Below are 25,070 nucleotides of genomic sequence, written 5' to 3' on the forward strand. Positions count from 1 at the left end.
GCGGGGCGCGAGGCTCGGCCCCTGCGGCGCGCCCGCCTATCCGCGCGAGCTCTAAAAGCGGCCCGGTAGCGTCGCTCCTCCCGAGATCAACGCGGGTACGCGCCCGTGGTGTGGGCCGGGCACGGCGAAGGCGCGGGGCGGCCCTCGGCCGCCCCGCGCCCCGTGTCCTCATGGTCCCCGTGCCGGGAGCCCTCCGGCTCCCGGCACGGCGCCGCTACTTCTCCTCGTCCCCGGACTTGTCCTCATCGCCGGACTTCTCGTCGCCGGACTTCTCCTCGCCTTCGCCGGTCTCCTCCGCCGGCGGCGGCGGGTCGACGGCGCCCAGGATGTCGATGACGAACACCAGCGTCCCGGCGGGCTGCCCGTTGTCGGCGGCCTCCTTGCCGTAGGCCTGGTCCTCGGGGATCGTCAGCAGCACCCGGCTGCCGACCTTCTCGCCCTTGAGGCCCTCGTCCCAGCCCTCGATGACCTGGCCCTGGCCCAGCGGGAAGGTGAACGGCGCGCCGCCCTTGCTCCAGGTGGAGTCGAAGACCTTGCCGTCCTCCCAGCGCACGCCGGTGTACTGGACGACGAGCTCCTGCTCGTCCTTCACCTCGGGGCCGTCGCCCTCCACGAGGTTCACCTTCTCCAGCTCCTTGGGCGGATCGCCCTCGGGGATGGAGATCTCCGGCTCGGCGGCGCCGTTGTCGGGGGCGGTGGGCAGGCCGTCGCCGCCGTCGGTGGTCTGCTCGCCGGGGACGGTGTCGCCCTTGCCGAAGCGGTCGCGCACCTCCAGCACCGAGACCGAGTCGCCCTCGGGGATCTCCGAGGGGTCCATCCCCTGCGCCTGGGCCTGCTCCGGGTCGGCCGCGGGGAAGACGAACACCACCTGCGCGCCGACGTTCTGGTTGACGATGTCCTTGTTGAACTCCTCGCCCAGCTGCTCCATGGACAGCAGGAAGGGGGTCCCGGTCTCGTAGGTGGAGTTGGTTTTCTCCGCCTTGCCCTTGCCCTCCCACTGGTAGTCGACGATGTCGACGAGCAGCAGGTCGTCGGCGCGGACGATCTCCCCCTGGTCCTCGCCGGGCCGCACCACGCCGGAGATCTGCTCACCGGGCGGGGCGATGTCGGGGAACTCGACCTTGGGCTCCTCCCCGGGCTTCCCGCTGACCTCCGGAAGCCGGCTGTCCACGTCGTCCCCGGTCTGAAGGAAGGCCGGCGTCTTCCAATCCTCGGGAATCGTGCCGCAGGCGGACACCGCCAGCAGCACGGCAGAGAACGGTACCGCGAGGGCGGCGGCACGTCGTCGCATAGGGCACAACCTCTAAATCGGCTCGGGTCCCCGACACACTATCGGAAAGGCGATCCTTCCGTATCCGGGTAAGAGCCGGTTAAGGGCCCTGCGGCACAGGGGTTTCGGCCGCGCCCCGTCCGAATCGCGGGGGCGCGGAAGCGCAGGCCGGGGCCGCGGGGGACGCACCCCCGCGGCCCCGTCGGCCCCGCCGGTCACATTCCGGCGATCAGCTTCTCCACCCGCTCGTCGACCGCCTTGAACGGGTCCTTGCACAGCACGGTGCGCTGCGCCTGGTCGTTCAGCTTCAGGTGCACCCAGTCGACCGTGAAGTCGCGCCGCTTCTCCTGCGCCTTGCGGATGAACTCCCCGCGCAGCCGCGCCCGGGTGGTCTGCGGCGGCACCGACTTGGCCTCGAAGGTGCTCAGGTCGTCGACGACCCGGTCCATCTGCCCCTTGCGCTGCAGCATGTAGAACAGACCGCGGTCGCGGTGGATGTCGTGGTAGGTCAGGTCGAGCTGGGCGATGCGCGGCGAGGACAGCGAGAGCCCGTGCTTGGCGCGGTAGCGCTCCAGCAGCGTGTACTTGGCGACCCAGTCGATCTCCCGCTCCACCAGCGACAGGTTCTGCGTCTCGACCGCCTCCAGGGTGCGCGCCCACAGCTCCAGCACCCGCTTGCCGGTGGAGTCGGTGCCGTTCCGGTCGACGTAGGCCTGCACCTTGTCCAGGTACTCGTGCTGGATCTCCAGCGCGCTGGCCTCCCTGCCGTTGGCCAGCCGCACCTTGCGGCGCCCGGTCATGTCGTGGCTGACCTCGCGGATGGCCCGGATGGGGTTCTCCAGGGTGAAGTCGCGCATGACCACCCCGGTCTCGATCATCCGCAGCACCAGGTCGGTGGAGGCCAGCTTGAGCAGGGTGGTCACCTCGCTCATGTTGGAGTCCCCGACGATCACGTGCAGGCGGCGGAAGCGCTCGGCGTCGGCGTGCGGCTCGTCGCGGGTGTTGATGATGGGCCGGGACCGGGTGGTCGCCGAGGAGACGCCCTCCCAGATGTGCTCGGCCCGCTGGCTGACGCAGTACAGCGCGCCGCGCGGGGTCTGCAGCACCTTGCCCGCCCCGCAGATGATCTGGCGGGTGACCAGGAACGGGATGAGCACGTCGGCCAGGCGCCCGAACTCGCCGTGCCGGCCCACAAGGTAGTTCTCGTGGCAGCCGTAGGAGTTGCCGGCCGAGTCGGTGTTGTTCTTGAACAGGTAGATCTCGCCGGCGATGCCCTCCTCGTGCAAGCGCTGCTCGGCGTCGACCTGCAGCCCCTCCAGGATCCGCTCGCCGGCCTTGTCGTGGGCGACCAGGTCGGCCAGGTCGTCGCACTCGGGGGTGGCGTACTCGGGGTGGCTGCCCACGTCCAGGTACAGGCGGGCGCCGTTGCGCAGGAAGACGTTGCTGCTGCGCCCCCACGACACGACGCGGCGGAACAGGTAGCGCGCCACCTCGTCCGGCGACAGCCTGCGCTGCCCCCGGAACGTGCAGGTGACGCCGTACTCGTTCTCAAGTCCGAAAATGCGGCGTTCCACGCGGCCTCACCCGTTTCCCGTCCCGTGGCAGCCGCGGATGCCCGTCGCGGCCGGTCCGCACCGGCCGGAGCCCCGCCGCGCTGCCGACGACTCCACTGTTGTTATCGGCTCCGTCCGGCCCGGGGAAACCGGCCGCGCCCCACCGGATGCTCCGCGGGGCGCGGCCGGGCCGTTCGGATCCGCCCCTGATCAGGCGGAGGGCTCCTGGTCGCCGGAGGCCTCCCCGTCGGAACCGCCGGAGTCCGCGCCCCCGGACGGGGAGGGGGACGAGCCCCGCCCCTCCTCGATGAGGCGGTTCAGCCGGGCCCCCTGGATGCGGCGGAACTTGCGGTGCTCGCGCGCCCGCTCCAGCACCGCCACCTCCAGGTTGGCCGCGTCCAGCTCCCGGCGCTCACCGTTCTCGTGGGCCAGGGCGTGCATGGCCGCCGACAGCGCCTCGCCCAGCGCGGCGCCGGGGTCGAAGCGCTCCTTGAGGGCGGCGGTCACCGCGTCCGCGGAGCCGCCCATGGCCAGCAGCCCCTTCTCGTCGACGACCGAGCCGTCGAAGGTGATGCGGTAGATCTGGTCGGTGTCGGCGTCGTCGCCGACCTCGGCCACGACGATCTCCACCTCCCAGGGCTTGTTGGACTCGCTGAACACCGTGCCCAGCGTCTGGGCGTAGGCGTTGGCCAGCATCCGGCCGGTTACGTCGCGCCGGTCGTAGGCGTAGCCGTGGGAGTCGGCGTAGCGCACACCGCCCAGCCGCAGGTTCTCGAACTCGTTGTACCGGCCGACGGCGGCGAAGGCCACCCGGTCGTACAGCTCGCTGATCTTGTGCAGCGTGCGGGACATGTTGTCCGCCACGAACAGGATCCCGCCGTCGTACTGCAGGACGACGGCGCTGCGGCCGCGCGCGATGCCCTTGCGCGCGTAGTCCGCCTTGTCCTTCATGCTCTGTTCGGGCGAGACGTAGAACGGCATCGACACCGCTGATCGTTCCTTTGCTCTCTTTGGTCCGTGCGGGCTTGTCGGCGCGGTCCGGGTCAGTCGATCGGCGCCGTGGGCCCGTCGGGCCGCTCGGACCGCCCGGCCACCACGGCCTCGGCGACCGCCGCCACCTCGTCGGCGGGCAGCCGCCGGTAGCCGTCCTCGGTGACCACGTCGACCAGCGGATAGATCTTGCGGTGGACGTCGGGCCCGCCGGTCGCCGAGTCGTCGTCGGCGGCGTCGTAGAGCGCCTGCACGGCCGCGGTCACGGCCTGGCCCTCGTCGAGCCCGTCGGTGAACAGCTTCTTCAGGGACCCGCGGGCGTAGACCGAGCCCGAGCCGATCGAGTGGAAGCGGTGCTCCTCGTAGCGGCCCCCCACGGGGTCGTAGCTGAAGATGCGCCCGGCCTCGCGGGACTCGTCGTAGCCGACGAGCAGCGGGACCACGACGAAGCCCTGCATGGCCAGGCCGAGGTTGCCGCGCAGCATATTCGCCAGCCGGTTGGCCTTGCCCTCCAGGGACAGCGGCCGCCCTTCGCGCTTCTCGTAGTGCTCCAGCTCGACCTGGTACAGGCGGGCCAGCTCGATGCCGATGCCGGCGGCGCCCGCGATCGCCACCGCGGAGTACTCGTCGGCGCGGAACAGCTTCTCCATGTCCCGGTTGGCGATGGTGGTGCCCGAGGTGGCCCTGCGGTCCCCGGCGAGCACGACGCCGCCGGGGAAGGTCAGCGCCACGATCGTGGTGGCCTCGGGGGTGAGGGGCCGGCCGTCCGTCCCGTGCGGCAGGTCCTGCCACCGGGGAAGCAGGTCGGGGTGGACCGCGCTGAGGAACTCGGAGAACGACGCCGGCCCCGGGTTCATGTACGCGGCGGGCAGCCGTCCGCCCTCGAACGCTTGAGACACGCGACTCCCTTCGGGTGGCGCCCCGCCCGCCCCGCGGTGGGATGCGGGGCGGACGGGGCGCGGGCGACTATCGACGTTTACCGCCGACCCTACTGACAGCGGAGGGAACGGGTGTAGCCACCGGCCCGGTCTCTGCTGTGGGCGAACCGGCCCGGGGCGGCGTCCGGGACCGGAATCCGGGCGGTGGGCCCGCGGGCGGCCCCGGGCCCAGGGGCTACTGGCCGCCCTTCTGGACGAACTGGCGGACGAAGTCCTCGGCGTTGGACTCGAGGACCTCGTCGATCTCGTCCAGGATGTCGTCGACGTCCTCGTCCAGCTTCTCGTTGCGCTCCTGCGCCTCGGCGCCGGCCTCGACCTCTTCGACGTCCTCGTCGCGCCGGGTCGTGTGCTTCTGCCCGCCGGTGTCCTTGGTCGCCATCCCACAACCTCCTCGATCGGGGCCCGTTGCCCTTATCTTGGCCCAGCGGAACCCGGCTCAACCTTGATCGCCGGTCCCGTTGTCCGCACGTTACCGAGTTCGCGGCGTTTTGTCCGTACACCCGTCCGAACGTCGGCGTGGCCCGGGGTGTTCCCCGCCACCCCCGGTGCGAACCGGGCCGCCCCGGCCGAGGCGCCGGTCAGCGGCGTGCGGCGGCGCGGCCGGGGCCGGGCGCTGGGCCCGGGACCGTCCCGCGGCGCCGTGGGCGCACGTGGGCCCGGGCCGGGGGCCTACCGCTCCCCCGGCCCGGGCCCACGCGGCTCAGCGCCTGCCGCCGGTGAGCACGGCGACCAGGTCGGCCGCCGTGTCGGCGCTGTCCAGCAGCGCCCCCACATGCTCGCGGGTGCCGCGGTTGGGCTCGAGCGTGGGGACCCGCTGCAGCGAGTCGTAGCCGGGCAGGTCGAAGATGACCGAGTCCCAGGAGGCCGCCGCCACCGCGTCGGCGTACTTGGCCAGGCAGCGGCCGCGGAAGTAGGCGCGGGTGTCCTCGGGCGGCTCGGTGATACAGCGCTCGACCTCGGCCTCGTCCACCAGGCGCCTGATCCGGCCCCGCCCGGCCAGCCGGTTGTACAGCCCCTTGTCCTGGCGCACGTCGGAGTACTGCAGGTCGACCATCTGCAGGCGGTGGTGGCCCCAGTCGAGCCCGTCCCGGCTGCGGTAGCCCTCCAGCAGCTTGAGCTTGGCGACCCAGTCCAGCTCCTCGGCGCAGAGCATGGGGTCGCGCGAGAGCCGGTCCAGGACGTCCGCCCACATCCGCAGCACCTCGGCGGTGTCGGCGTCGGGCTCGCTGCCGTAGCGGTCCTGCACGTACTTCTCGGCCAGCTCCAGGTACTCGCGCTGGATCTGCAGGGCGGTCATCCGGCGCCCGTCGCGCAGCCGCGCCTGGTGGGTCAGGCCGGGGTCGTGCGAGATGGCCCGCAGGTCGGCCACGGGCGTCTCCAGCGACAGGTCGACGCCGATGAACCCGTCCTCGATCATCGACAGCACCAGCGAGGTGGTGCCCAGCTTGAGGAAGGTGGACACCTCGCTCATGTTGGCGTCGCCCAGGATGACGTGCAGCCGCCGGTACTTGTCGGGGTCGGCGTGCGGCTCGTCGCGGGTGTTGATGATGGGGCGCTTGAGCGTGGTCTCCAGCCCCACCTCGACCTCGAAGAAGTCGGCGCGCTGGCTGATCTGGAAGCCCGAGTCGCGCCCGTCGGCGCCGATCCCGACCCGGCCCGCGCCGCAGACCGCCTGGCGCGAGACGAAGAAGGGGATGAGGTGGCGCACGATGTCCCCGAAGGCGGTCGACCGGCGCATCAGGTAGTTCTCGTGGCAGCCGTAGGAGGCGCCCTTGTTGTCGGTGTTGTTCTTGTAGAGCTGGATCGGCTCCACCCCGGGCACGGCGGCGGCCCGCCGGGCCGCGTCGGCCATCACCCGCTCACCGGCCTTGTCCCACAGCACCGCGTCGCGGGGGTTGGTCACCTCCGGGGCCGAGTACTCGGGGTGCGCGTGGTCGACGTACAGGCGGGCGCCGTTGGTCAGGATGACGTTGGCCAGCCCCAGGTCCTCGTCGGTGAGCTGGGTCGGGTCGGCGACCTCCCGCGCGAGGTCGAAGCCCCGCGCGTCGCGCAGCGGGTTCTCCTCCTCGAAGTCCCAGCGCGCCTTGCGCGCCCGGGCGGCCGAGGCCGCGAGGTAGGCGTTGACCACCTGGGTAGAGGTCACCATCGCGTTGGCACCGGGGTTCCCGGGCACGGAGATCCCGTACTCGGTCTCGATGCCCATAATCCGCCGCACAGTCATGGTGGAAGGTTATCCACCGACGCGCCGTCTTGAACTCCCCTCCGGGGATTGTGGCCCAAGTGCCTCCGGGCAGGGGCCGGAGGGACCGTTTCCGGCACCGGGGGCCGGGCGCCCCGGCGGGCGGGGCCCACGGGGCGTCGGCGCCGCCGGAGCGGGGTCCGGCCGGTTCGGCCCCACACGGACGGCGCGCCGGGCGCGCTCCGCGTTGATCTCGGGGGAAACGACGCTTCCGGGCCGCTTTTAGGGGCGCTTTTCCCGAGATCAACGTTGTAGGGGCGGTGATCGGCGGCGGAGTGGGAGGGACTGGGCCCTCGCGGTCCCCCGCCTATCCGCGCGGGCCCTTATTCCGCCCACCTGCCACAGGCGCCGGCGAAAGGCGGCGGAATCGCCCTCCGCCCCCTCTTTACCGGGCGCGGACAGGCACGAACGAAACGCCTGCGGTATTCCGCGCCGGGGAGTTCCACCGGCGCGGGAAAAGGCGACGGGGGACCGACCCGCTCCCCCGTCGTCCCGCCCTCACACGGCGGCCCTCACGGGGTGACGATGTCGAAGTCCGGATCCACGTCCGCCAGGAGGCTCCACAGCGTGGCGAGCGCCTGGGGGTCGCCCTCGGTCGTGATGCCCTCCAGGCTCTGCGTGGCGATCAGTTCGAGGAGCTGCTGCTTGGTGAGCAGCAGGGTGAGGTCGGCGCGGGAGCCGTTGCGGGCGCCGGTCTGCACCAGGACGCCGTTGGACAGGCGGAGCCGCACCTCCTGCTTGAGGTCGGTGAAGATCCAGTCGATGGTCAGGCTGGTGTACCAGGCGCGGGGGCCGTCGACCCGGACGGCGATGGAGTCGAAGATCTGCGCGACGCTCAGCGCCCGGAGGACGTCCGGGGACGAGCTGTCGAGCGGCGTGGGGACCTTGTTCCCGCGCAGTTCGGCGGCGCCCTGCAGGTAGAAGTTGCGCCAGGTGCCGTTCTCGGCGCCCCGGCCGAGCCGGTCGTACACCTCGGCGAGCAGCTCACGGGCGCGCACGTGGCGGGGGTCGGCGAAGACGACGTGATCGAGGACCTGGGCGGGCCAGCGCAGCTCCCCCGCGTCCACGTCCTGCCGGGCGCGGTCCACCACCGTGTCGGCGCCGCCCATGTAGTCCACGTACCGCCCTGCCGCCTGAACCGGGGGCAGCTCCCACAGGTGGGCGGGGTTGCCGTCGTACCAGCCCATGTAGCGCTGGTAGACCGCCTTGACGTCGTGCGAGACCGAGCCGTAGTAGCCGCGGGCGTGCCAGGCGGAGGCGATCGCGGGCGGCAGCTTCATCCGCTCGGCGATCTCGTTGCCGGTCAACCCCTGGTTGATCATCCTCAGGGTCTGGTCGTGCAGGTAGGCGTAAAGGTCCCGCTGCTGCGACAGGTAGGTGGTGAGCTCCTCGGTGCCCCAGGTGGGCCAGTGGTGCGAGGCGAACAGCACGTCGGAGTCGGCTGCGTACAGCTCGATGGCCTCGGTGAGGTAGTTCGCCCAAACGTGCGGGTCGCGGACGAGCGCACCGCGCAGGGTGAGGATGTTGTGCAGGGTGTGGGTGGCGTTCTCGGCCATGCACAGGGCCCGCATGTCGGGGAGGAAGACGTTCATCTCCGCGGGCGCCTCGGTGCCGGGTGTCAGCTGGAACACCAGCCGGACGCCGTCGACCACCTGCTGCTGGCCGGTGGCGGTGACGGTCACGGTGGGCTCGATCAGCGAGATGGTGCCGGTGGAGGTGGTCTGGCCCAGGCCGGCGCCGATCTGGTGGGAGGCGTCCTTGCCGAGCACCGTCCCGTACATGAACACCGAGCGGCGGTTCATGGCGGTTCCGGCGTAGACGTTCTCGGCGACCGCGTGCTCCAGGAAGCCCTCCGGGGCGATGACCGGAACGTCGGCGCCCTCGGGCAGCACCCCCCGGACGCCGCCGAAGTGGTCGGCGTGCGAATGGGTGTAGACGACCGCCTTGACCGGGCGGTCGCCGCGGATCTCCCGGTACAGGGACATCGCCGCCGCCGCGCACTCGACCGACATCAGCGGGTCGATCACGACGACGCCCTCGGTGCCCTCGATGATGGACATGTTGGACAGGTCGAAGCCCCGGACCTGATAGACGCCGTCGGTGACCTCGTACAGGCCGTGCCTAGCGCAGAGCTGGGCCTGGCGCCACAGGCTCGGGTTCGCCTCCGGCGGGCATTCCGCGTCGAGGAACGCATAGGCGTCCAGGTCCCACACGACGCGCCCGGTGTCGTCGGTGATCCGCGTTTCACTCGCCGTTCCGCGGTAGCCCTTGTCGGCGTTCTCGAAATCGGTGCGGTCGTCGAACGACGGTTGCATCTCCACCGTGGACCTCCTCGGACGTGAATGTACATTTCAGCCGTTTTCGTTCCCGCGGCCGTGCGGCTGCAAGCGCCAGGGAAAAGTCACTCGCACGGGCGGGACCAATCACTGGACGAAATGGCGTCCGGCGCTACACGGACGGGCGCGGTCGAATGGACGCATGAAGGGACGACTTTCGCCCCTATCGACGAATAAAGGAGGCGCGTCCCGAACCGGTTCCGGCGGAGCGGCGCGGCGGCGGCCCGTGGGCCCCCGCCTCAGGAGCACCTGTCCCGCAAGGCGCCGCCGGGCGGTGTGTCACGTTTCCGGATCCCGCCGCGTCTCGTAGGGGACCGACATCCAACCGACCGATCGGAGGCCGGACCGATGGGCACGACGACCACCGCCGCCACTACCGGGGCGGCGAGGCTCCGGGACCTGCACACGCCGGGCGACCCGCTGCTGCTGCCGAACGTGTGGGACGCCGCCAGCGCCGCCATCGTCGAGGAGGCCGGGTTCCCCGCGGTCGCGACGGCCAGCGCGGCCATCGCGGCCATGCTCGGCCACCCCGACCACGAGGGGGCACCCGCCGACGAGATGCTGGACGCGGCCGCGCGCGTCGCCCGGGCCGTGCACGTCCCGGTCAGCGTCGACGCCGAGGCCGGGTACGGGCTGCCCGCGGAGGAGCTGGTGGAGCGGCTCGCCGGGATGGGCGCCGCCGGTTTCAACGTCGAGGACACCGACCACCGGGGCGGCGGGATGGCCGGCGCGGCCGAGCAGGCGGCGCGCATCTCCCGGCTGCGCGAGGCGGCCCGGAGCAGCGGCCACGACCTGGTCATCAACGCCCGGGTGGACGTGTTCGTCAGCGGCGGGGACGCGAGCGCGGAGGACCGCCTCACCGAGGCCGTCGAGCGGGGGCGCCGGTACATGGACGCCGGCGCGGACTGCGTCTACCCGATCCTGATCCCGTCCGAGGAGGCGCTCGCGGCGCTCGTCGAAGGGGTGCCCGGGCCGATCAACGCCAACTGCATGCCCGGGTGGTCGACCCTGAGGCGCGTGGCCGAGCTGGGGGCGGCCCGCGTGTCCCTGGGCCCGGTTCCGTACCTGCGCGCGCTGGACACGCTGAAGGAGGTGGCCGCGCAGGTGGCCGACTACGGCGATCCGTACGCGGTCTGAGCAGGGCGGCACCGGGACGAACGGGGGCCCACCGGCAGTGCCGGTGGGCCCCTTCAGGCCGCTGTGGGCCGCGCTTCTACAGGTACTGGCCGGTGTTGGCCACCGTGTCGATGCTGCGGCCGGAGTCGGCGCCCTTCTTGCCGGAGACCAGGGTCCGGATGTAGACGATGCGCTCGCCCTTCTTGCCGGAGATCCGGGCCCAGTCGTCGGGGTTGGTGGTGTTGGGCAGGTCCTCGTTCTCGCTGAACTCGTCGACGCAGGCCTGCATCAGGTGCGAGACCCGGATGCCCTTGGACTGGTTGTCGATGAAGTCCTTGATGGCCATCTTCTTGGCCCGGTCCACGATGTTCTGGATCATCGCGCCGGAGTTGAAGTCCTTGAAGTACAGGACCTCCTTGTCACCGTTGGCGTAGGTGACCTCCAGGAAGCGGTTCTCCTCGGTCTCGGAGTACATGCGCTCCACGACGCGCTGGATCATCGCGTCCACCGTGGCCGACCGGGAGCCTCCGTGCTCGGCGAGGTCCTCGTCGTGCAGCGGCAGCTCGTCGGTGATGTACTTGGAGAAGATGTCCCGCGCCGCCTCGGCGTCCGGCCGCTCGATCTTGATCTTGACGTCCAGGCGGCCGGGCCGCAGGATCGCCGGGTCGATCATGTCCTCGCGGTTGGAGGCGCCGATGACGATGACGTTCTCCAGCCCCTCGACGCCGTCGATCTCGCTGAGCAGCTGGGGGACGATGGTGTTCTCCACGTCGCTGGACACGCCCGAGCCGCGGGTGCGGAAGATCGAGTCCATCTCGTCGAAGAACACGATCACCGGCGTGCCCTCGCCGGCCTTCTCCCGGGCCCGCTGGAAGACCAGGCGGATGTGCCGCTCGGTCTCGCCGACGTACTTGTTCAGCAGCTCGGGGCCCTTGATGTTGAGGAAGAAGCTCTTGCCGACGTTCTGGCCGGTCCGCTGGGCCACCTGCTTGGCCAGCGAGTTGGCCACCGCCTTGGCGATGAGCGTCTTGCCGCAGCCGGGCGGACCGTAGAGCAGCACGCCCTTGGGCGGGCGCAGCTGGTGCTCGTAGAACAGGTTCTTGTGCAGGTAGGGCAGTTCGACCGCGTCGCGGATCATCTCGATCTGCCCGCCGAGGCCGCCGATGTCGGTGTAGGAGATGTCGGGCACCTCCTCCAGGATCAGCTCCTCGACCTCCGACTTGGGGATGCGCTCGTACACGTATCCCGAGCGCGACTCCAGCAGCAGGGAGTCGCCGGGCCGGACCGGCTCGCCGCGCAGCGGCTCGGCCAGCCGGACGATGCGCTCCTCGTCGTGATTGGAGATCACCAGGGCCCGCTCGCCGTCCTCAAGGGCCTCCTTGAGCATGACGACCTCGCCCACCGTCTCGAAGGACTGCGCCTCGACGATGTTGAAGGCCTCGTTGAGCATGACCTCCTGGCCGGGGCGGAGCGTCTCCACGTCCACCGACGGGCTGACGTTGACCCGCATCTTGCGGCCGTTGGTGAAGATCTCGACCGTGTCGTCCTCGCGCGAGCCCAGGAACACCCCGAAGCCGGAGGGCGGCTGGGCGAGCCGGTCGACCTCCTCCTTCAGGGCCACGATCTGGTCGCGGGCCTCCTTCAACGTGGAGACCAGGCGCTCGTTCTGCCCGTTCGCGGCGGCGAGGTTGGCCTGCGCCTCGCGGAGCCGGTCCTCCAGAAGCCGTACATGGCGAGGGGAGTCGGCGAGCTTGCGCCGGAGGACGCTGAGTTCCTTTTCCAAGTAGGAGACCTGGGCCGTGAGTTCTTCGACTTCACGGTCGCGCTCTGCCTGACGCTCGTCGTCGCGATCGGCCACGTCCGCCACCTCCTTATAAGAGGACGACTACTCGGAACCCTACCTACCCATGGACTATTCCTAACCTCCCGGGCGCTGCGAGTGTCGTAGGCCTCACTTTTCGATCTTGTAAAAGCCTAGGTCACCCTGGTAGTAGAGCACGCGCCGTAATGAGAAAGTAACGTTTCCACCCAGGTCCCGGCGCCGCAGGGGCGCCCGGCCCCCGGGAGGGGTCCGGGCGCCCGCGGGCGTGTGCTACTCCCCCGCTCCGTCCGCCGCGGAGGCGTCCGGGGCGGTCGGCTCCGGGGCCGCCGGCTCGGGGGCGGCGGCGCCCCCGCCGCCCTCCCTCTTCTTCTGGCTCTTCTGCCACTCCTCACCGTAGGCGCCCTTGGCCGGGCGGCGGCGCCGCTCCGGCGGCTCCGCGTCGTCGGCCCGGCGGCGGGCGGTCACCAGGAAGCCGGTATGGCCGATCATCTTGTGGTCGGGACGCACCGCCAGGCCCTCCACGTGCCAGTCGCGCACCATGGTCTCCCAGGCGTGCGGCTCGTAGAAGCGGCCGTGGTCGCGCAGGGCCTCCACGACGCGGGAGACCTGGGTGGCGGTGGCGACGTAGGCGCACACCAGCCCGCCGGGGATGAGGGCGTCGGCGACGGCGTCCACGCACTCCCAGGGCGCCAGCATGTCCAGGACGACGCGGTCGACCTCGCGCGGGGCGCCCGGCTCGGCGAGGCGCTCGTTGAGGTCGCCGACGGTCAGCTCCCAGGCCGGGTGGTCGTCCCCGAAGTAGCGGCGCACGTTGGTGCGGGCGATCTCGGCGAAGTCCTCGCGCCGCTCGAAGGAGTACAGCCGCCCGTGCTCACCCACCGCGCGCAGCATCCAGCAGGACAGCGAGCCCGACCCGGCGCCGGCCTCGATCACCCGGGCGCCGGGGAAGATGTCGGCCTGGGCGAGGATCTGGGCGGCGTCCTTGGGGTAGACGATGGTCGCGCCGCGCTTCATCGACAGGGTGAAGTCGAGCAGCAGCGGCCGGAGGGCGACGTAGCCGACGCCGGAGGTGGAGCGCACCACGCTGCCCTCCGGGCGGCCGATGAGGTCGTCGTGGTCCAGCCGCCCCTTGTGGGTGTGGAACGCCGTACCGGCCTTCAGGGTGATGGTGTGCATCCGGCCCTTGGGGTCGGTGAGCTGCACGATGTCGCCGTCCTCGAAGGGTCCGCGGCGGCCGTGGATGCCGGTCACTGGTGCTCGTCTCTCCGGTGTCGTGGGTGGTGGTCGACGGCGCGCCGCGGCGGGGCCCACACAGGCTCCGGATACGGATCGACCTGCGGCCCGGCGCCGCCCGGGCGCGCGACGGCCCAGAGTATCCCCCGCGTGCGCGCGCGGCGTAATCGGTCGCGCGCGGGGGCATCGAATACGGCGGAGGCCGGAACGGGCGGCGGGGGCCGCCCGGGCCGCGCAGGTGGCGGACTCAGGAGGCGGACATGGCGGACCAGGCAGCGGACGCGTACGTCGGCGTGGGCGTGGACATCGGGGGCAGCGGCATCAAGGGCGCGCCGGTGGACCTGGGCTCGGGCGCGTTCACGACCGACCGGGTGAAGATCCGCACGCCGCATCCGTCCACACCGGAGGCGGTGGCCGCGGTGGTCGCGCGGATCGTGTCGTCGGTGGGCGCGAGCGCGCCGCCCGGGACGCCGCTGGGGGTGACCTTCCCGGGGGTGGTGCGCGGCGGGACGGCCGAGACCGCGGCCAACGTCGACGACGGGTGGATCGGGCGGGACGTGGAGGGGCTGCTGTCGGCGGCGACGGGGCGGTCGGTGGCCGCGGTCAACGACGCCGACGCGGCGGCCGTGGCCGAGCACCGGTGGGGGGCGGCGCGCGGGGTGCGCGGGACCGTCCTGCTCACGACGCTGGGCACGGGGATCGGCACGGCGCTGCTGGTCGACGGGCACCTGGTGCCCAACACCGAGTTCGGCCACCTGGAGGTGGACGGGCACGACGCCGAGACGCGGGCGGCGTCGGCGGCCAAGGAGCGCGAGGAGCTGTCCTACGAGGACTGGGCCACCGAGCGGCTGCAGCGGTACTACGAGGAGGTGGAGAAGCTGCTGTCGCCGGACCTGATCGTGATCGGCGGCGGGGTGAGCCGGAAGGCGGACAGGTTCCTCAAGTACCTGAAGCTGAGGGCCGAGGTGGTCCCGGCCGGGCTGCGGAACGCGGCGGGCATCGCCGGCGCGGCGCTGATCGCGGCCGAGCGCTTCGCCTGACCCGCCCCGGGGCGGGCGGCGGGGTTGCGCCCGGGCCGTGCCCGGCGGGCCCGGGACACGGCGGCCGGGTGGGCCCGGGGCGCCGCCCGGACCCGTTCCGGGTCCCGGGGGTCAGGACTCGGGACGGGCGGGGGACAGCACGCGGACGATGCGCCGGGCGGCGCCCCGGGGGTCGGCGGCCGGGGTGAGCGGGGACTGGGGCAGGGCGGCGCCGCCCGGCAGGCCCTCGGCCTCCCAGCGCAGCCACCACCACAGGCTGCCGCGGTGCGGGCGCAGCACCGCGCGCTGCACGCGGCGGCCCCCCGCCCCGGCGGCCTCGACGGTTCCGGTCGCCCGGTCGACGCGGGCCTCCAGGCCCCAGGACCGCAGTTCGGCGGTCAATCCGCGCACCGCCCGCGCCCATGCGGCGTCGGGGGCCCTGTCAAGCCGATGACCGTTTCCGGTCACGCCGGACACACCGGAACCACGGGTATCCATGCTCGTCCGCCCTCCCCTTGGTCGACGAAATCCCAGCCAGGCGGGGACTTCAGTCCCTTGACTGTGCACCATGGGACGCTCGCGGAACAGCCATATGCGGACTACGCATAGCAGCATTTCTTTCACACATAGCCATCAACACCAGGTGGCGACCCTAACCTAGGCTCATGCCCCACCGAGACGGCGCTCTGCCACCGGAATTCTGGACCCGGCCGCCGATGGCCGCCGCCCTGTCCACGTGCGACATCGCCGCGATCGTGGAGGAGGTCCGCCGCTTCCGCGGCTGGTCGCAGGGCGAGCTGGCCCGCGCGGTCGGGTACTCCCAGAGCTGGGTGTCCCGCGTGGTGAACGGCCAGCAGTCGCTCACCGTCGACCAGGTCCGCGACCTGGCGACACGCCTGGGCATCCCGCTCCACCAGCTCCGGTTCGGCGGTGCCGGCGAACCGGACGAGGGGGATCCCACGCGACGCAGAGAGTTCGGCAAGGCCGCGGCGGTGACCGCGCTGACGCTGCCGCTGTCGGCGGCGGCCGCGCCGGTGCCGGCGGCCCAGGCCGAGATCCACGAGGAGACGGCGCCCACGCTGCGCGCCATCACCGGCGGCCAGCGGCGGATGGACGCCGCCGCGCCCGCCCGCGACCTGGCCCGGGGCGCGATCGCCCACGTCGACCTGGCCGGGCTCACCCTGGAGCGGGCGCGCAACACCCCGTTCGCCGCCGACGTGGCCGCGGCGGCCAGCGAGGCCGCCGGGTTCGCCGCCTGGCTGCACGCCGACATGGGCGACGCCGGCTCGGCCCGCTCCTACTACCGCATCGCCGTCGAGCGCGCCCGGCGGGCCCGCAGCCGCCTGCTCGACGTCTACATGCTCGGCAGCCTGGCCGCGTTCGAGATCGACGCCGACGACCCGGCGCTGGGCCTGTCCCTGGCCCACGAGGCCGGGCGCCGCCTGGGGGCCGGCGCGCACCCCACCGCCACCGCCTGGCTGGCCTGCGTGCGCGCGCAGGGCCAGGCGGGGCTGGGCCGCACCGCCGAGGCCGACCGGGAGATCGCCCTGGCCGAGCGGTGCGTGGACCGGCCGGACAACGCGCACCCGCCCTGGCCCTGGGTGTTCGCCTTCGAGCCCGCGAAGGTCGCCGGGTACCGGGCCCTGGTCAACGTCCGGCTCAAGCGCCCCGGACCGGCGCGCCGGGCCTTCGCCGAGGCGTTCTCGGGCACCCGGCCCGGCGCCAAGCAGGGGGCGGTCCTGCAGGTGGAGATGGCCCGGGCGCACGCCCACGCGGGCGACGCCGACGAGGCCTTCCGGCTGGCCGGGGAGGCGCTCACCACCGGGGCGCGGCTGCGATCGGAGCGGGTCGTGGACCGGGTGCGCAGGTTCCGCAAGGAGTACCGGGGGCCGCGCGCCCGCGCCGCCGACCGGCTCGACGCCCAGCTGACCGCCGTGCTCACCGGCGGCCCGTCGTCCCTGGTCTGACCGGGGGCACCCGGGGGTATTGCTCCCACACCAGGCCCGTCATCTCCTCCGGGGAGGGGGGATCCGCGTGCGACGCATCGCCATCACCGGGCACCGGGGCCTGCCGCCCGCCGTGGAGCGGGAGGTCGACGCGGCCCTGCGCGCCCACCTCGCCGCGCTCGGCGGCCGGCTGATCGGCCTGAGCTGCCTGGCCGACGGCGCCGACACCCTGTTCGCCCGCGCCGTGGTCGAGGCCGGGGCCGACCTGGAGGCCGTGGTCCCGGCCGAGCGGTACCGGGACGGGCTGCCCCCCGCCCACCGCCCGGTCTACGACGCGCTGCTGGAACGGGCCGCGCTGGTGCACCGGCTGCCGTTCACCGAGTCCACGCCGCGGGCGCACCTGGAGGCGGGAAGGCACCTGGTGGACCACAGCGACGAGCTGCTGGCGGTGTGGGACGGCCGCGCGGCGCGCGGGCTCGGCGGGACCGCCGACATCGTGGCCTACGCCCAGGAGCGCGACCGCCCCGTGGTGGTGCTCTGGCCGGACGGGGCGATGCGCTGAAGGCGCGGGCGCCGCGTCAGGTCCCGGCGAAGGCGTCGCCCACGTCGCGGGAGCGCAGCACCCCGTACACCCCGCCGTCCTCGCGGACCAGCAGGTAGACGGGGGCGGGCGTGCGCCGCATGGCCTCCAGCAGGCGCTCGCCGTCCAGGTCGGCGTCGAGCACCGAACCGGCGGTGACGGCGACCGCCACCTGCGACACCGGCGTCCATGGCAGCCGGTCCTCGGCGATCCGCTCCTCGGCCGCGGGGTCGACGATCGACACCGGGGCACCCGAGGAGTCGGTCACCAGGACGGCGCCGGCGTCGGCCTCGCCCATCAGGCGGCGGGCCTCCGACAGCGGGGTGTCGCCGGACACCGGGACGGCGCGGCGGGCCAGGGTCCGCGCGCGCAGCTTGGGGATGCGCTCCCGGATGCGGGCGTTGCGCAGCGCGGTCCCGGCGCCCATCCACATGAAGGCGCCCAGCAGCACGCCGAGCAGGACCATGAACACGCTCGGGGTCTCGCCGGTGCGCAGCGCGAGCAGCAGCGGCGCCAGCATCACCAGCACGGCGATGAAGCGGCCGCCCCAGGCCGCCACGACGGTCCCGGCGGTGGGGCGGCGGGTCAGCTTCCACACGAGCGCGCGCACCACCTTGCCGCCGTCCAGCGGCAGCCCGGGCAGCAGGTTGAACACGCCCACCAGGAGGTTGGCCACGAACAGCTGCCAGGTGAGCACGCCCGCCACGGTGTCCGGCGGGACGAACGGCAGCGCCGCGAACCCCACGGCGGCCAGCACCAGGGACAGCAGCGGCCCGGCGAAGGAGATCCAGAACTCCCGGCCCGGGGTGCGCACCTCGTCGCGCATCTCGGTGACCCCGCCCAGCATGAACAGGGTGATGCGGAAGACCGGGACGCCGAACAGGCGGGCGACCACGGCGTGCGCCAGCTCGTGCACCAGCACCGACGCGTACAGCAGCACCGCGAAGGCGAACGCCACCAGGTAGGAGGCGGGGCCCAGGGCCAGGGTCCGCTCCACCACGGGCTCGTAGACGATGGTGATGATCGCGGCGATGACCAGCCAGGACGGGGTCACGTAGATCGGGATGCCGAACGGACGCCCCATGAGCAGGCCGGAGCCGCGCCCCGTCCCGCCCCGCGCCGCGGGCCGAGTGCTGCTGCCGTTGTCGGTCACACCGCCAGGCTACGCGGTGCGCGCGGCGGGCGCGCCGCCCTAAGGTTGGGGGGCATGGACACCGCCTCCGCGCCCCCGCTCCCCGCCCTCTCCCCGTCGCGGGCCTCGGACTTCCTGCAGTGCCCGCTGCTGTACCGCTTCCGGGTGATCGACCGGCTCCCGGAGAAGCCGAGCCCGGCGGCGCTGCGCGGAACGCTGGTGCACGCGGTGCTGGAGCGCCTGTACGAGCTCCCGGCCGACACACGGACCCCGCGCACCGCCCGCGCGCTGGTCGAGCCGCAGTGGGAGAAGCTGCGTTCATCGCGGTCGGAGGCGGCCGAGCTCTTCGGCGAGCCGGGCGGCGAGGAGGAGCGGGAGTGGCTGGAGAGCGCCTACCCGCTGGTGGAGCGGTACTTCGAGATGGAGCAGCCGCACCGGCTGGAGCCGCGCGACCGTGAGCTGCGCCTGGACGTGACCCTGGAGTCGGGGCTGCGGCTGCGGGGGTACGTGGACCGGCTGGACGTGGCGCCGACGGGGCAGATCCGCGTGGTCGACTACAAGACGGGCAAGACGCCGCGGCCCCGGTTCGAGGACAAGGCGAAGTTCCAGATCTTCTTCTACGGGGTCATGCTGTGGCGGGAGCTGGGCGAGGTGCCCACCCGGCTGCAGCTGATGTACCTGGGCGACGGCGGGGTGCGCTGGTACGAGCCGACCGAGGAGGAGCTGCGGGCCGCGGAGGCGGAGATCTCGCGGATCTGGGCGGAGATCGAGCGAACGGCCCGGTCGGGCGAGTGGCGCCCGCGCAAGAGCAGGCTGTGCGACTGGTGCGACCACCAGGCGGTGTGCCCGGAGTTCGGGGGGACGCCGCCGCCGCTGCCGACCCCTGCGCCGAGGAGCTGAGCGCCCGGGGGCGTCCGCGGCATCGTCCGAGGGAAGGAGGGCGGATCGGCCTCGGGGAGGTACTGCGGCGCCCCCTGCCGCCTCTAGCGTCGAGGTGTGTCGCCGTCCCCTTCCCGAACCGGTTCCGAGAGCGGCGCCGCGGGAGGCCGCGGCTCCCCGGCCCGCCGTGTGCTCGCGTGGCTGCCCGCCCGTCGTCGGGACCGGGTGACCGATGCGCTATTGGTGCTGCTGCTCGCCGGGCTCAATGCCGCGCTCGTTCCCACCTGGAGCAGGGCCTCGGAGTTCGATGCGAGCTTCACCTGGCCGCTCGGCGGCTATCTGGCCGGGTGCCTCCTGGCCGCGGTCATGGTGGCGCGCCGCCGCCTGCCGCTGACGGTGCTGGTCTGCATGTCCCTGGGCGGCGTGCTCGCCGAGGCGTCGGGCGCGTTCGTGTGGGGTGTGGCCGGGCCCGGCATCGCGGTGGCCTCGTACGCCGTCGGGCGGCACCTCCCCCTGGCGCGCAGCCTGGGTTCGCTGGGGGTGGGGGCCGCCGTGGACGCGGCCGCGACCCTGGCCTCGCCGGTGCAGCCGTCCGCCGACATCCCGGGGGCGACGCCCTACGTGCTCACGCTCGTGTGGATGGGCGGGGCCTGGTGGGTGGGGCGGCTGGTGCGGATGCGCACCTACGACACCGCCGAGCTGCGGGAGCGGGCGCGGCGCCTGGAGCGGGCCCGGGACGCGCACGTGCGCGCCGTGCTGGCCGAGGAGCGCTCGCGGATCGCCCGGGAGCTGCACGACGTGGTGGCCCACCACGTGAGCGTGATGACCGTCCAGGCGACGGCGGGGCGGCGCGTCATCCACCGGTCGCCGGAGGCCGCCGAGCAGGCGCTGACCGACATCGAGGAGACGGGCCGGCAGGCGCTGGCGGAGATGCGGCGCGTCGTCGGGGTGCTGAGGATGGCGGAGGCGCCCGAGGGCGGGGGCGCCGAGCGCGGGCCGCAGCCCGGGGCGTCCGACCTCGGCGCACTCGCCGCCCACCTGCGCGAGGCGGGCCTGGACGTCGACCTGGAGGTGCGCGGGGAGGGCGGCGACCCGCCCCCGGCGCAGGGGCTGACGCTGTACCGGGTGGTGCAGGAGTCGCTGACCAACGTCCTCAAGCACGCGGGCGAGGGCGCGCGGGCGCGGGTGGTGGTGGACCTGGGCGCGGACGCGGTGACGGTGGAGGTGACGGACGACGGGGGGCGGGGCGGCCGGGTCGGCTCCGGGGCGCGCCCTCCGGAGGAGCCGGGGCACGGCCTGCTGGGGATGCGCGAGCGTGTGTCGCTGTTCGGCGGCCGGCTGGAATCGGGGCCGATCGAGGGGGCGGGCTTCCGCGTGCGGGCGGAGATCCCGCACAACCGCACGAGCTGACCGCCCCCGGGGCCTCCTCCCGCGGACTCCCGCGGACCCGTCGGGCTCCCGGCCCCGCTACTCCGTCGCGATCGCCTTCAGGACGTCCAGCCGGGACGCCCTCCACGCCGGCCACAGGGACGCCAGAACGCCGATGACGACCGACGCCCCCAGCAGCGCAGCCAGGGTCCCCACCGGCACCGCGAAGACCACGATGCCCTCGTCCTCCAGGACCTTGTGCAGCGCCCACGCGAACAGCAGGCCGACGCCCAGGCCCGGCAGCGCCCCGAACACGGCGATCACGACCGCCTCCAGGCGGATCATCTTCCGCAGTCCGACCCGGGACAGGCCCACCGCGCGCAGAAGGCCGATCTCGCGCACCCGCTCGGACGCCGACAGGGCCAGCGTGTTCGCGATCCCGAGCCCGGCGATCACCACGGACAGCACGAGCATCGCCGAGATGGTCCCGGTCAGCCGCGCCAGGCTCTCCCGGTTGCGCTCCTTCATCTCTCCCCGGTCGAGGACCTCGGCGCCCGGTGCGCCCTCCAGCGCCGTGTCCACCGCGGCGCGCGCCCGGTCCGCCGCGCCCGGCTCGGCGGACACGTAGACCGCCGCCACCAGGTCGTCGTCGAAGTACTCGGTGTAGGCCTCGGGCGAGAGCAGGTGGTCGGCCGACACCAGGGAGCCGGTGGCGTACACCCCTTCGAGGGGCAGCTCGGCCTCCGTCCCGTCGGGGAAGACGACGGGGACGTCCCGGCCGACGCGCCACCCGCGCTCGTCGGCGACGTCCTGCGACACCATCATCCCCGCCTCGGAGAAGCCCCCGCCGCCCTCCACCACGTCCAGCGAGGCCGCGCGGGCCAGGCGCTCGGGGTCCCCGGACGAGGCCATCGCCGGGGCGCCCGCGACCTCCAGCTGCCCGACCCGCACCGCGGCCACCGCCGCCACTCCGGGCGCCCCGTCGACCTCCTCGACCACCTGCGGCGGGACCGACCGGTCGAACCCCTCGGCCACCACGGCCAGGTCGGCGCCCATGGCCTCGTCGATCCTGCGGTCCACCGACTCCTCGGCCGACGCGCTCAGCGCCGCGATCGCCGCGACCAGCCCCAGCCCCACGGTCAGCGCCATCGCGGTCGCGGCTGTGCGGCGCGGGCTGCGCAGCGCGTTGTCCCGCCCCAGCCGTCCGGGCAGGCCCCACAGGCGCGGCAGCGGCGCCCCGACGGCGCGCAGCACCGGCCGGCCGAGCACGGGGGCCAGCGCGGCCAGCGCCAGCAGCACCAGGGCGGCGCCGGCCCCCACCAGCCACGGCGCCGCGTCCCCTCCCGCCAGCAGGACCCCGCCGGCGGTGGAGGCGGCACCCGCCACCGCGGCCGCTGCTCCGGCCGCGAGCCGGCCCGCCCCGGTGACCGGGGCGGTCGTGGCGCCGATGTCGTCGCGCATGGCGGCCACCGGCGGCACACGCGTCCCCCGTCGCACCGGCACGTAGGCGGCGGCGAGGGTGACCCCGACGCCGACCGCCACCGCGACGGCCGCGCTCGTTCCGGTGAGCCGCAGCGGCACCTCCGGCAGCCCCACCCCGGCCGCCCCCATGGCGGCCAGCACGCCCCGCGCCAGGGCGGCACCGGCGGCCAGGCCCAGCGCCGAGCCGACCAGCCCGACGCCGACGGCCTCGCCCATCACCACGGCGCGCACCTGCGCCTGGGAGGCGCCGACCGCGCGCAGCAGAGCCAGCTCCCGCACGCGGCGCGCCACCAGCACCGCGAAGGTGTTGGCGATCAGGAAGGAGGCGGTGAACAGGGCGATCCCGGCGAAGGTCAGGAGGAAGACCTCGAAGAAGCCGAGGACCTCCAGCAGCGGGCCGGTCTCCTCGTCGCGCACGATGTCCATGGGCAGGGACTCGGCGCCGAGCGGCAGCACGGGGGCGACGGAGTCGGCGATCTGCCACTGCGACTTGGCGTCGTCGCCCACCAGGTGGAACTCGGTGACCCGGTCGGGGTCGCCGAGCAGCAGGCGGCGGGCGGTCTCCGGCTCGAAGGCCGCGACGGTCGCCCCGGCCGCCATGCCCACCTCCCCGGCGCGGAAGACGCCGGTGAGCTCCATCTCGCGCTCGTCGACCTGCCCGCCGCCCGGGTCGGGGAAGCGCAGCACGGCGCGGTCGCCGGGTTCCAGGCCCTGGTCGGCGGCGGTGCCCTCGTCCAGGGCGAACTCGTCACCGGCCGCAGGGCCGCGGCCCGCCGTCAGGGCGACCCCGGACCCGGGCCTGCCGTGCCAGGTGGTGCCGATCTGCGGCGGCCCCTGGCCGCCGACCTCCTCGCCGTCGGGGCCGAGCAGCGCGGCGGTGCCCTCGGCGACCGGGTAGACGCCCTCGACCTCCTCGGGTTCGGCCAGCTCCTCCGCCAGGTCGGCGGGCAGGCCGGGGCCGGCGCCGAGGGAGGGCCCGGCCTGCTGGGAGAAGGCCTGCTCGGCGCGGACCACGGCGTCCACGTCGGCGTCGACGCCCTCGAACATGCGGGTGAAGGACCGCTCCATGGTGTCGGTGAGGATGAGCGTGCCGCTGGTGAACGCCACGCCCAGCACCACGGCGACGGCGGTGAGGGCCAGGCGGAGCCGGTGGGCGGCCAGGCCGCGCAGGGCGAGGCGGAGCAGGATCATGCCGGGCTCCCCGCGCTCTTCATCCGCTCCAGGATCGTGTCGGCGTCGGGGTCGGCCAGCCGCCCGGCGACGCGGCCGTCGGCGAGGAAGACGACGAGGTCGGCGTAGGAGGCGGCGGCGGGGTCGTGGGTGACCATGACGGTGGTCTGGCCGTGCAGGTGGGCGGCGTCCCTGAGGAGGCCGAGGACTTCGCGGCCGGAGGCGGTGTCGAGGTTGCCGGTGGGTTCGTCGGCGAAGACGATGTCGGGGCGGGCCGCGAGGGCGCGGGCGCAGGCCACGCGCTGCTGCTGGCCGCCGGAGAGCTCCGAGGGGCGGTGGCCGAGCCGGTCGCGCAGGCCGACGGCGTCGATGACCCGGTCGAGCCAGTCGCGGTCGGGGCGGCGCCCGGCGATGTCGGAGGGGAGGGTGATGTTCTCCAGCGCGGTGAGCGTGGGGACGAGGTTGAATGCCTGGAAGACGAAGCCGACCCGGTCGCGGCGGAGGCGGGTCAGGGCGCGCTCGCCGAGGCCGGTGAGGTCGGTGCCGCCGAGCACGACCCGCCCGGAGGTGACCGTGTCGAGCCCGGCCATGCAGTGCATCAGCGTGGACTTGCCGGAGCCGGAGGGGCCCATGACGGCGGTGAGACGGCCCTGGGGGACGGCGAGGCTGACCCCGTCGAGGGCGGCCACGCGGGAGTCGCCCCTGCCGTAGATCTTGCGGACGTCCTCGACGGCGGCCGCGGCGGGCGGCCCGGTGGACTCCTCGGTCGTCGCGGCGGTCTGGGTCATGGGTTCCTCCCGGCGGGCGAGGGGACGGGGCGGTCGGCGGCCCCGCGCCATGGCCCCGACGCTAGGCCGAACCCCCGGTCGCGCGCCTCCCCCTGAGGAGGTATTCGGCCCTACGCGCAGGAGCGTGCGAGACGGTGCCGACGACGGGACCGGCCTACCCGGCCAGGAAGAAAGCGACGGGGAGGATCGGCGCCCCGCCCGCTAGCGCTGCCGGACGGGCCGCCCCTCAGCCGTCGTCTTCGCCCGGGCGCACCACTCCGGTCTCGTAGGCGTGGACGACGGCCTGGACGCGGTCGCGCAGGCCCAGCTTGGTCAGCACGTTTCCCACGTGCGTCTTCACCGTCGTCTCGCTCACCACCAGCGCCGCCGCGATCTCGGCGTTCGAGCGGCCCCGCGCGAGCAGGCGCAGCACCTCGCGCTCGCGCTCGGTCAGCCGGTCCATCTCCGTCGACGGCCGCTCCCGCGTGCTCGGCAGCTTGTCAGCGAACCGGTCGAGAAGGCGCCGCGTGACGGTCGGCGCGACGATCGCCGCCCCCTCCGCCACCACCCGGATCGCCCCCGCCAGCTCCTCCGGCGGCACGTCCTTGAGGAGGAACCCGCTGGCGCCCGCGCGCAGCGCCTCCACGACGTACTCGTCCAGGTCGAAGGTGGTCAGCACGAGCACCCGCACGGTCTGCCCCGTGCCTCGCGCCCAGCCGAGGATCTCGCGGGTGGCGTCGATGCCGTCCTTGCCCGGCATGCGGATGTCCATCAGCACCACGTCGGGCAGCAGCCGCTTGGTCGAGGCCACGGCGCCGTTGCCGTCGGAGGCCTCCCCCACGACCGAGATGTCCTCCTCGGCCTCCAGGATGAGCCGGAAGCCGGTGCGCAGGAGCGGCTGATCGTCGACGAGCAGAACACGGATGGCCATGGAGGGGATTCTTCCCGATCCGCGGACCCGCGGGCACACTCCGGCGCCCTCCGGGCCGGTTCCGGCCCACGCGCGCACCCCCTTTCCCGCCCCGCCCCCGCCGTGGCCCGGGCCGCCGTGCGACCCGCCGGACGGCGCCCCGGTTCTCCCGGTTCCACCCCCGGACTGCGACCATGAGGCTCGTGACGGACCTCACCAGCGCACCGCCTCCGACGCCGCCAACCCTCCGCCCCGCGGCGGCGTCCCACCTTGTGGCGCGCGCCCGGAGGATCCCGGAGACGCCCGCCGCACGCCCCACT

Annotated in this window: 20 protein-coding genes; 6 read left to right on the top strand and 14 right to left on the bottom strand. The window is 73.6% G+C overall.

The window, feature by feature from the left end; genetic code table 11:
- Nucleotides 1-214: 214 nt before the first annotated feature.
- The 7 genes from O4J56_RS19780 to O4J56_RS19810 form a co-directional block, all read right to left on the bottom strand.
- Nucleotides 215-1,291, bottom strand: a complete 1,077-nt coding sequence (locus O4J56_RS19780; protein WP_270687617.1) for an FKBP-type peptidyl-prolyl cis-trans isomerase — start codon at nt 1,289-1,291, stop codon at nt 215-217.
- 194 nt (nt 1,292-1,485) lie between these two features.
- Entirely contained in the window at nt 1,486-2,844 is a 1,359-nt protein-coding gene (gene pafA, locus O4J56_RS19785; RefSeq protein ID WP_270687618.1) for a Pup--protein ligase, read from the bottom strand.
- Nucleotides 2,845-3,033: 189 nt separating this feature from the next.
- The gene (prcA, locus tag O4J56_RS19790; RefSeq protein ID WP_270687660.1) at nt 3,034-3,804 is read right to left on the bottom strand and encodes a proteasome subunit alpha; all 771 of its coding nucleotides are present in this window, start codon (nt 3,802-3,804) and stop codon (nt 3,034-3,036) included.
- A gap of 62 nt (nt 3,805-3,866) precedes the next feature.
- Nucleotides 3,867-4,712 (bottom strand): proteasome subunit beta, encoded by an 846-nt coding sequence (prcB, locus tag O4J56_RS19795; protein WP_270687619.1) that lies wholly within the window; start codon nt 4,710-4,712, stop codon nt 3,867-3,869.
- Nucleotides 4,713-4,926: 214 nt separating this feature from the next.
- Nucleotides 4,927-5,130: a ubiquitin-like protein Pup gene (locus O4J56_RS19800; RefSeq protein WP_017625449.1), complete on the bottom strand. Its 204-nt coding sequence runs from the start codon at nt 5,128-5,130 to the stop codon at nt 4,927-4,929.
- A 321-nt stretch (nt 5,131-5,451) separates the two neighbouring features.
- On the bottom strand, nt 5,452-6,972 hold the full coding sequence (gene dop / locus O4J56_RS19805) for a depupylase/deamidase Dop (protein WP_408639142.1): 1,521 nt from the start codon (nt 6,970-6,972) through the stop codon (nt 5,452-5,454).
- A gap of 530 nt (nt 6,973-7,502) precedes the next feature.
- A complete protein-coding gene (locus tag O4J56_RS19810; protein ID WP_270687663.1) occupies nt 7,503-9,305 on the bottom strand; it encodes an alkyl/aryl-sulfatase in 1,803 nt (600 codons plus the stop codon).
- Nucleotides 9,306-9,674: 369 nt separating this feature from the next.
- On the opposite strand from O4J56_RS19810, the gene O4J56_RS19815 reads away from it, so the two are divergent.
- Nucleotides 9,675-10,463 (top strand): isocitrate lyase/PEP mutase family protein, encoded by a 789-nt coding sequence (locus tag O4J56_RS19815; protein ID WP_270687620.1) that lies wholly within the window; start codon nt 9,675-9,677, stop codon nt 10,461-10,463.
- Nucleotides 10,464-10,539: 76 nt separating this feature from the next.
- Here O4J56_RS19815 and arc read toward each other — a convergent pair whose 3' ends face one another.
- Nucleotides 10,540-12,309 (bottom strand): proteasome ATPase, encoded by a 1,770-nt coding sequence (gene arc / locus O4J56_RS19820; protein ID WP_270687621.1) that lies wholly within the window; start codon nt 12,307-12,309, stop codon nt 10,540-10,542.
- A 225-nt stretch (nt 12,310-12,534) separates the two neighbouring features.
- Nucleotides 12,535-13,515 carry a tRNA (adenine-N1)-methyltransferase gene (locus O4J56_RS19825; protein WP_270687623.1) on the bottom strand — a complete coding sequence of 327 codons (981 nt, stop codon included), beginning with the start codon at nt 13,513-13,515 and terminating at the stop codon, nt 12,535-12,537.
- A 242-nt stretch (nt 13,516-13,757) separates the two neighbouring features.
- On the opposite strand from O4J56_RS19825, the gene ppgK reads away from it, so the two are divergent.
- Complete coding sequence (gene ppgK / locus O4J56_RS19830; RefSeq protein WP_270687624.1) at nt 13,758-14,537, top strand: polyphosphate--glucose phosphotransferase; 780 nt, start codon at nt 13,758-13,760, stop codon at nt 14,535-14,537.
- 111 nt (nt 14,538-14,648) lie between these two features.
- Here ppgK and O4J56_RS19835 read toward each other — a convergent pair whose 3' ends face one another.
- Entirely contained in the window at nt 14,649-14,927 is a 279-nt protein-coding gene (locus O4J56_RS19835; protein WP_270687626.1) for a hypothetical protein, read from the bottom strand.
- A 305-nt stretch (nt 14,928-15,232) separates the two neighbouring features.
- Between O4J56_RS19835 and O4J56_RS19840 the strand changes: the two genes are divergently transcribed.
- A complete protein-coding gene (locus tag O4J56_RS19840; protein WP_270687665.1) occupies nt 15,233-16,483 on the top strand; it encodes a helix-turn-helix domain-containing protein in 1,251 nt (416 codons plus the stop codon).
- A 67-nt stretch (nt 16,484-16,550) separates the two neighbouring features.
- Nucleotides 16,551-17,024: a hypothetical protein gene (locus O4J56_RS19845; protein WP_270687628.1), complete on the top strand. Its 474-nt coding sequence runs from the start codon at nt 16,551-16,553 to the stop codon at nt 17,022-17,024.
- A 16-nt stretch (nt 17,025-17,040) separates the two neighbouring features.
- On the opposite strand, the gene O4J56_RS19850 is transcribed toward O4J56_RS19845, so the two are convergent.
- Nucleotides 17,041-18,195 carry a site-2 protease family protein gene (locus tag O4J56_RS19850; RefSeq protein ID WP_270687629.1) on the bottom strand — a complete coding sequence of 385 codons (1,155 nt, stop codon included), beginning with the start codon at nt 18,193-18,195 and terminating at the stop codon, nt 17,041-17,043.
- Between the two features lie 54 nt (nt 18,196-18,249).
- Here O4J56_RS19850 and O4J56_RS19855 point away from each other — a divergent pair, with 54 nt between their 5' ends.
- Together O4J56_RS19855 and O4J56_RS19860 are read left to right on the top strand one after the other, a co-directional pair.
- Complete coding sequence (locus O4J56_RS19855; protein ID WP_270687630.1) at nt 18,250-19,074, top strand: RecB family exonuclease; 825 nt, start codon at nt 18,250-18,252, stop codon at nt 19,072-19,074.
- A gap of 96 nt (nt 19,075-19,170) precedes the next feature.
- Nucleotides 19,171-20,463, top strand: a complete 1,293-nt coding sequence (locus O4J56_RS19860; RefSeq protein WP_270687632.1) for a sensor histidine kinase — start codon at nt 19,171-19,173, stop codon at nt 20,461-20,463.
- A 57-nt stretch (nt 20,464-20,520) separates the two neighbouring features.
- On the opposite strand, the gene O4J56_RS19865 is transcribed toward O4J56_RS19860, so the two are convergent.
- From O4J56_RS19865 to O4J56_RS19875, 3 genes are all read right to left on the bottom strand, one after another.
- Complete coding sequence (locus O4J56_RS19865) at nt 20,521-23,094, bottom strand: ABC transporter permease (protein ID WP_270687634.1); 2,574 nt, start codon at nt 23,092-23,094, stop codon at nt 20,521-20,523.
- Nucleotides 23,091-23,861: an ABC transporter ATP-binding protein gene (locus O4J56_RS19870; protein ID WP_270687635.1), complete on the bottom strand. Its 771-nt coding sequence runs from the start codon at nt 23,859-23,861 to the stop codon at nt 23,091-23,093. The genes O4J56_RS19865 and O4J56_RS19870 overlap by 4 nt, the downstream gene beginning before the upstream one ends.
- A 226-nt stretch (nt 23,862-24,087) precedes the next feature.
- A complete protein-coding gene (locus O4J56_RS19875) occupies nt 24,088-24,771 on the bottom strand; it encodes a response regulator (RefSeq protein ID WP_270687637.1) in 684 nt (227 codons plus the stop codon).
- Between the last annotated feature and the right edge of the window lie 299 nt (nt 24,772-25,070).

Source organism: Nocardiopsis endophytica (assembly GCF_027706725.1).
Lineage (GTDB): Bacteria > Actinomycetota > Actinomycetes > Streptosporangiales > Streptosporangiaceae > Nocardiopsis_A > Nocardiopsis_A endophytica.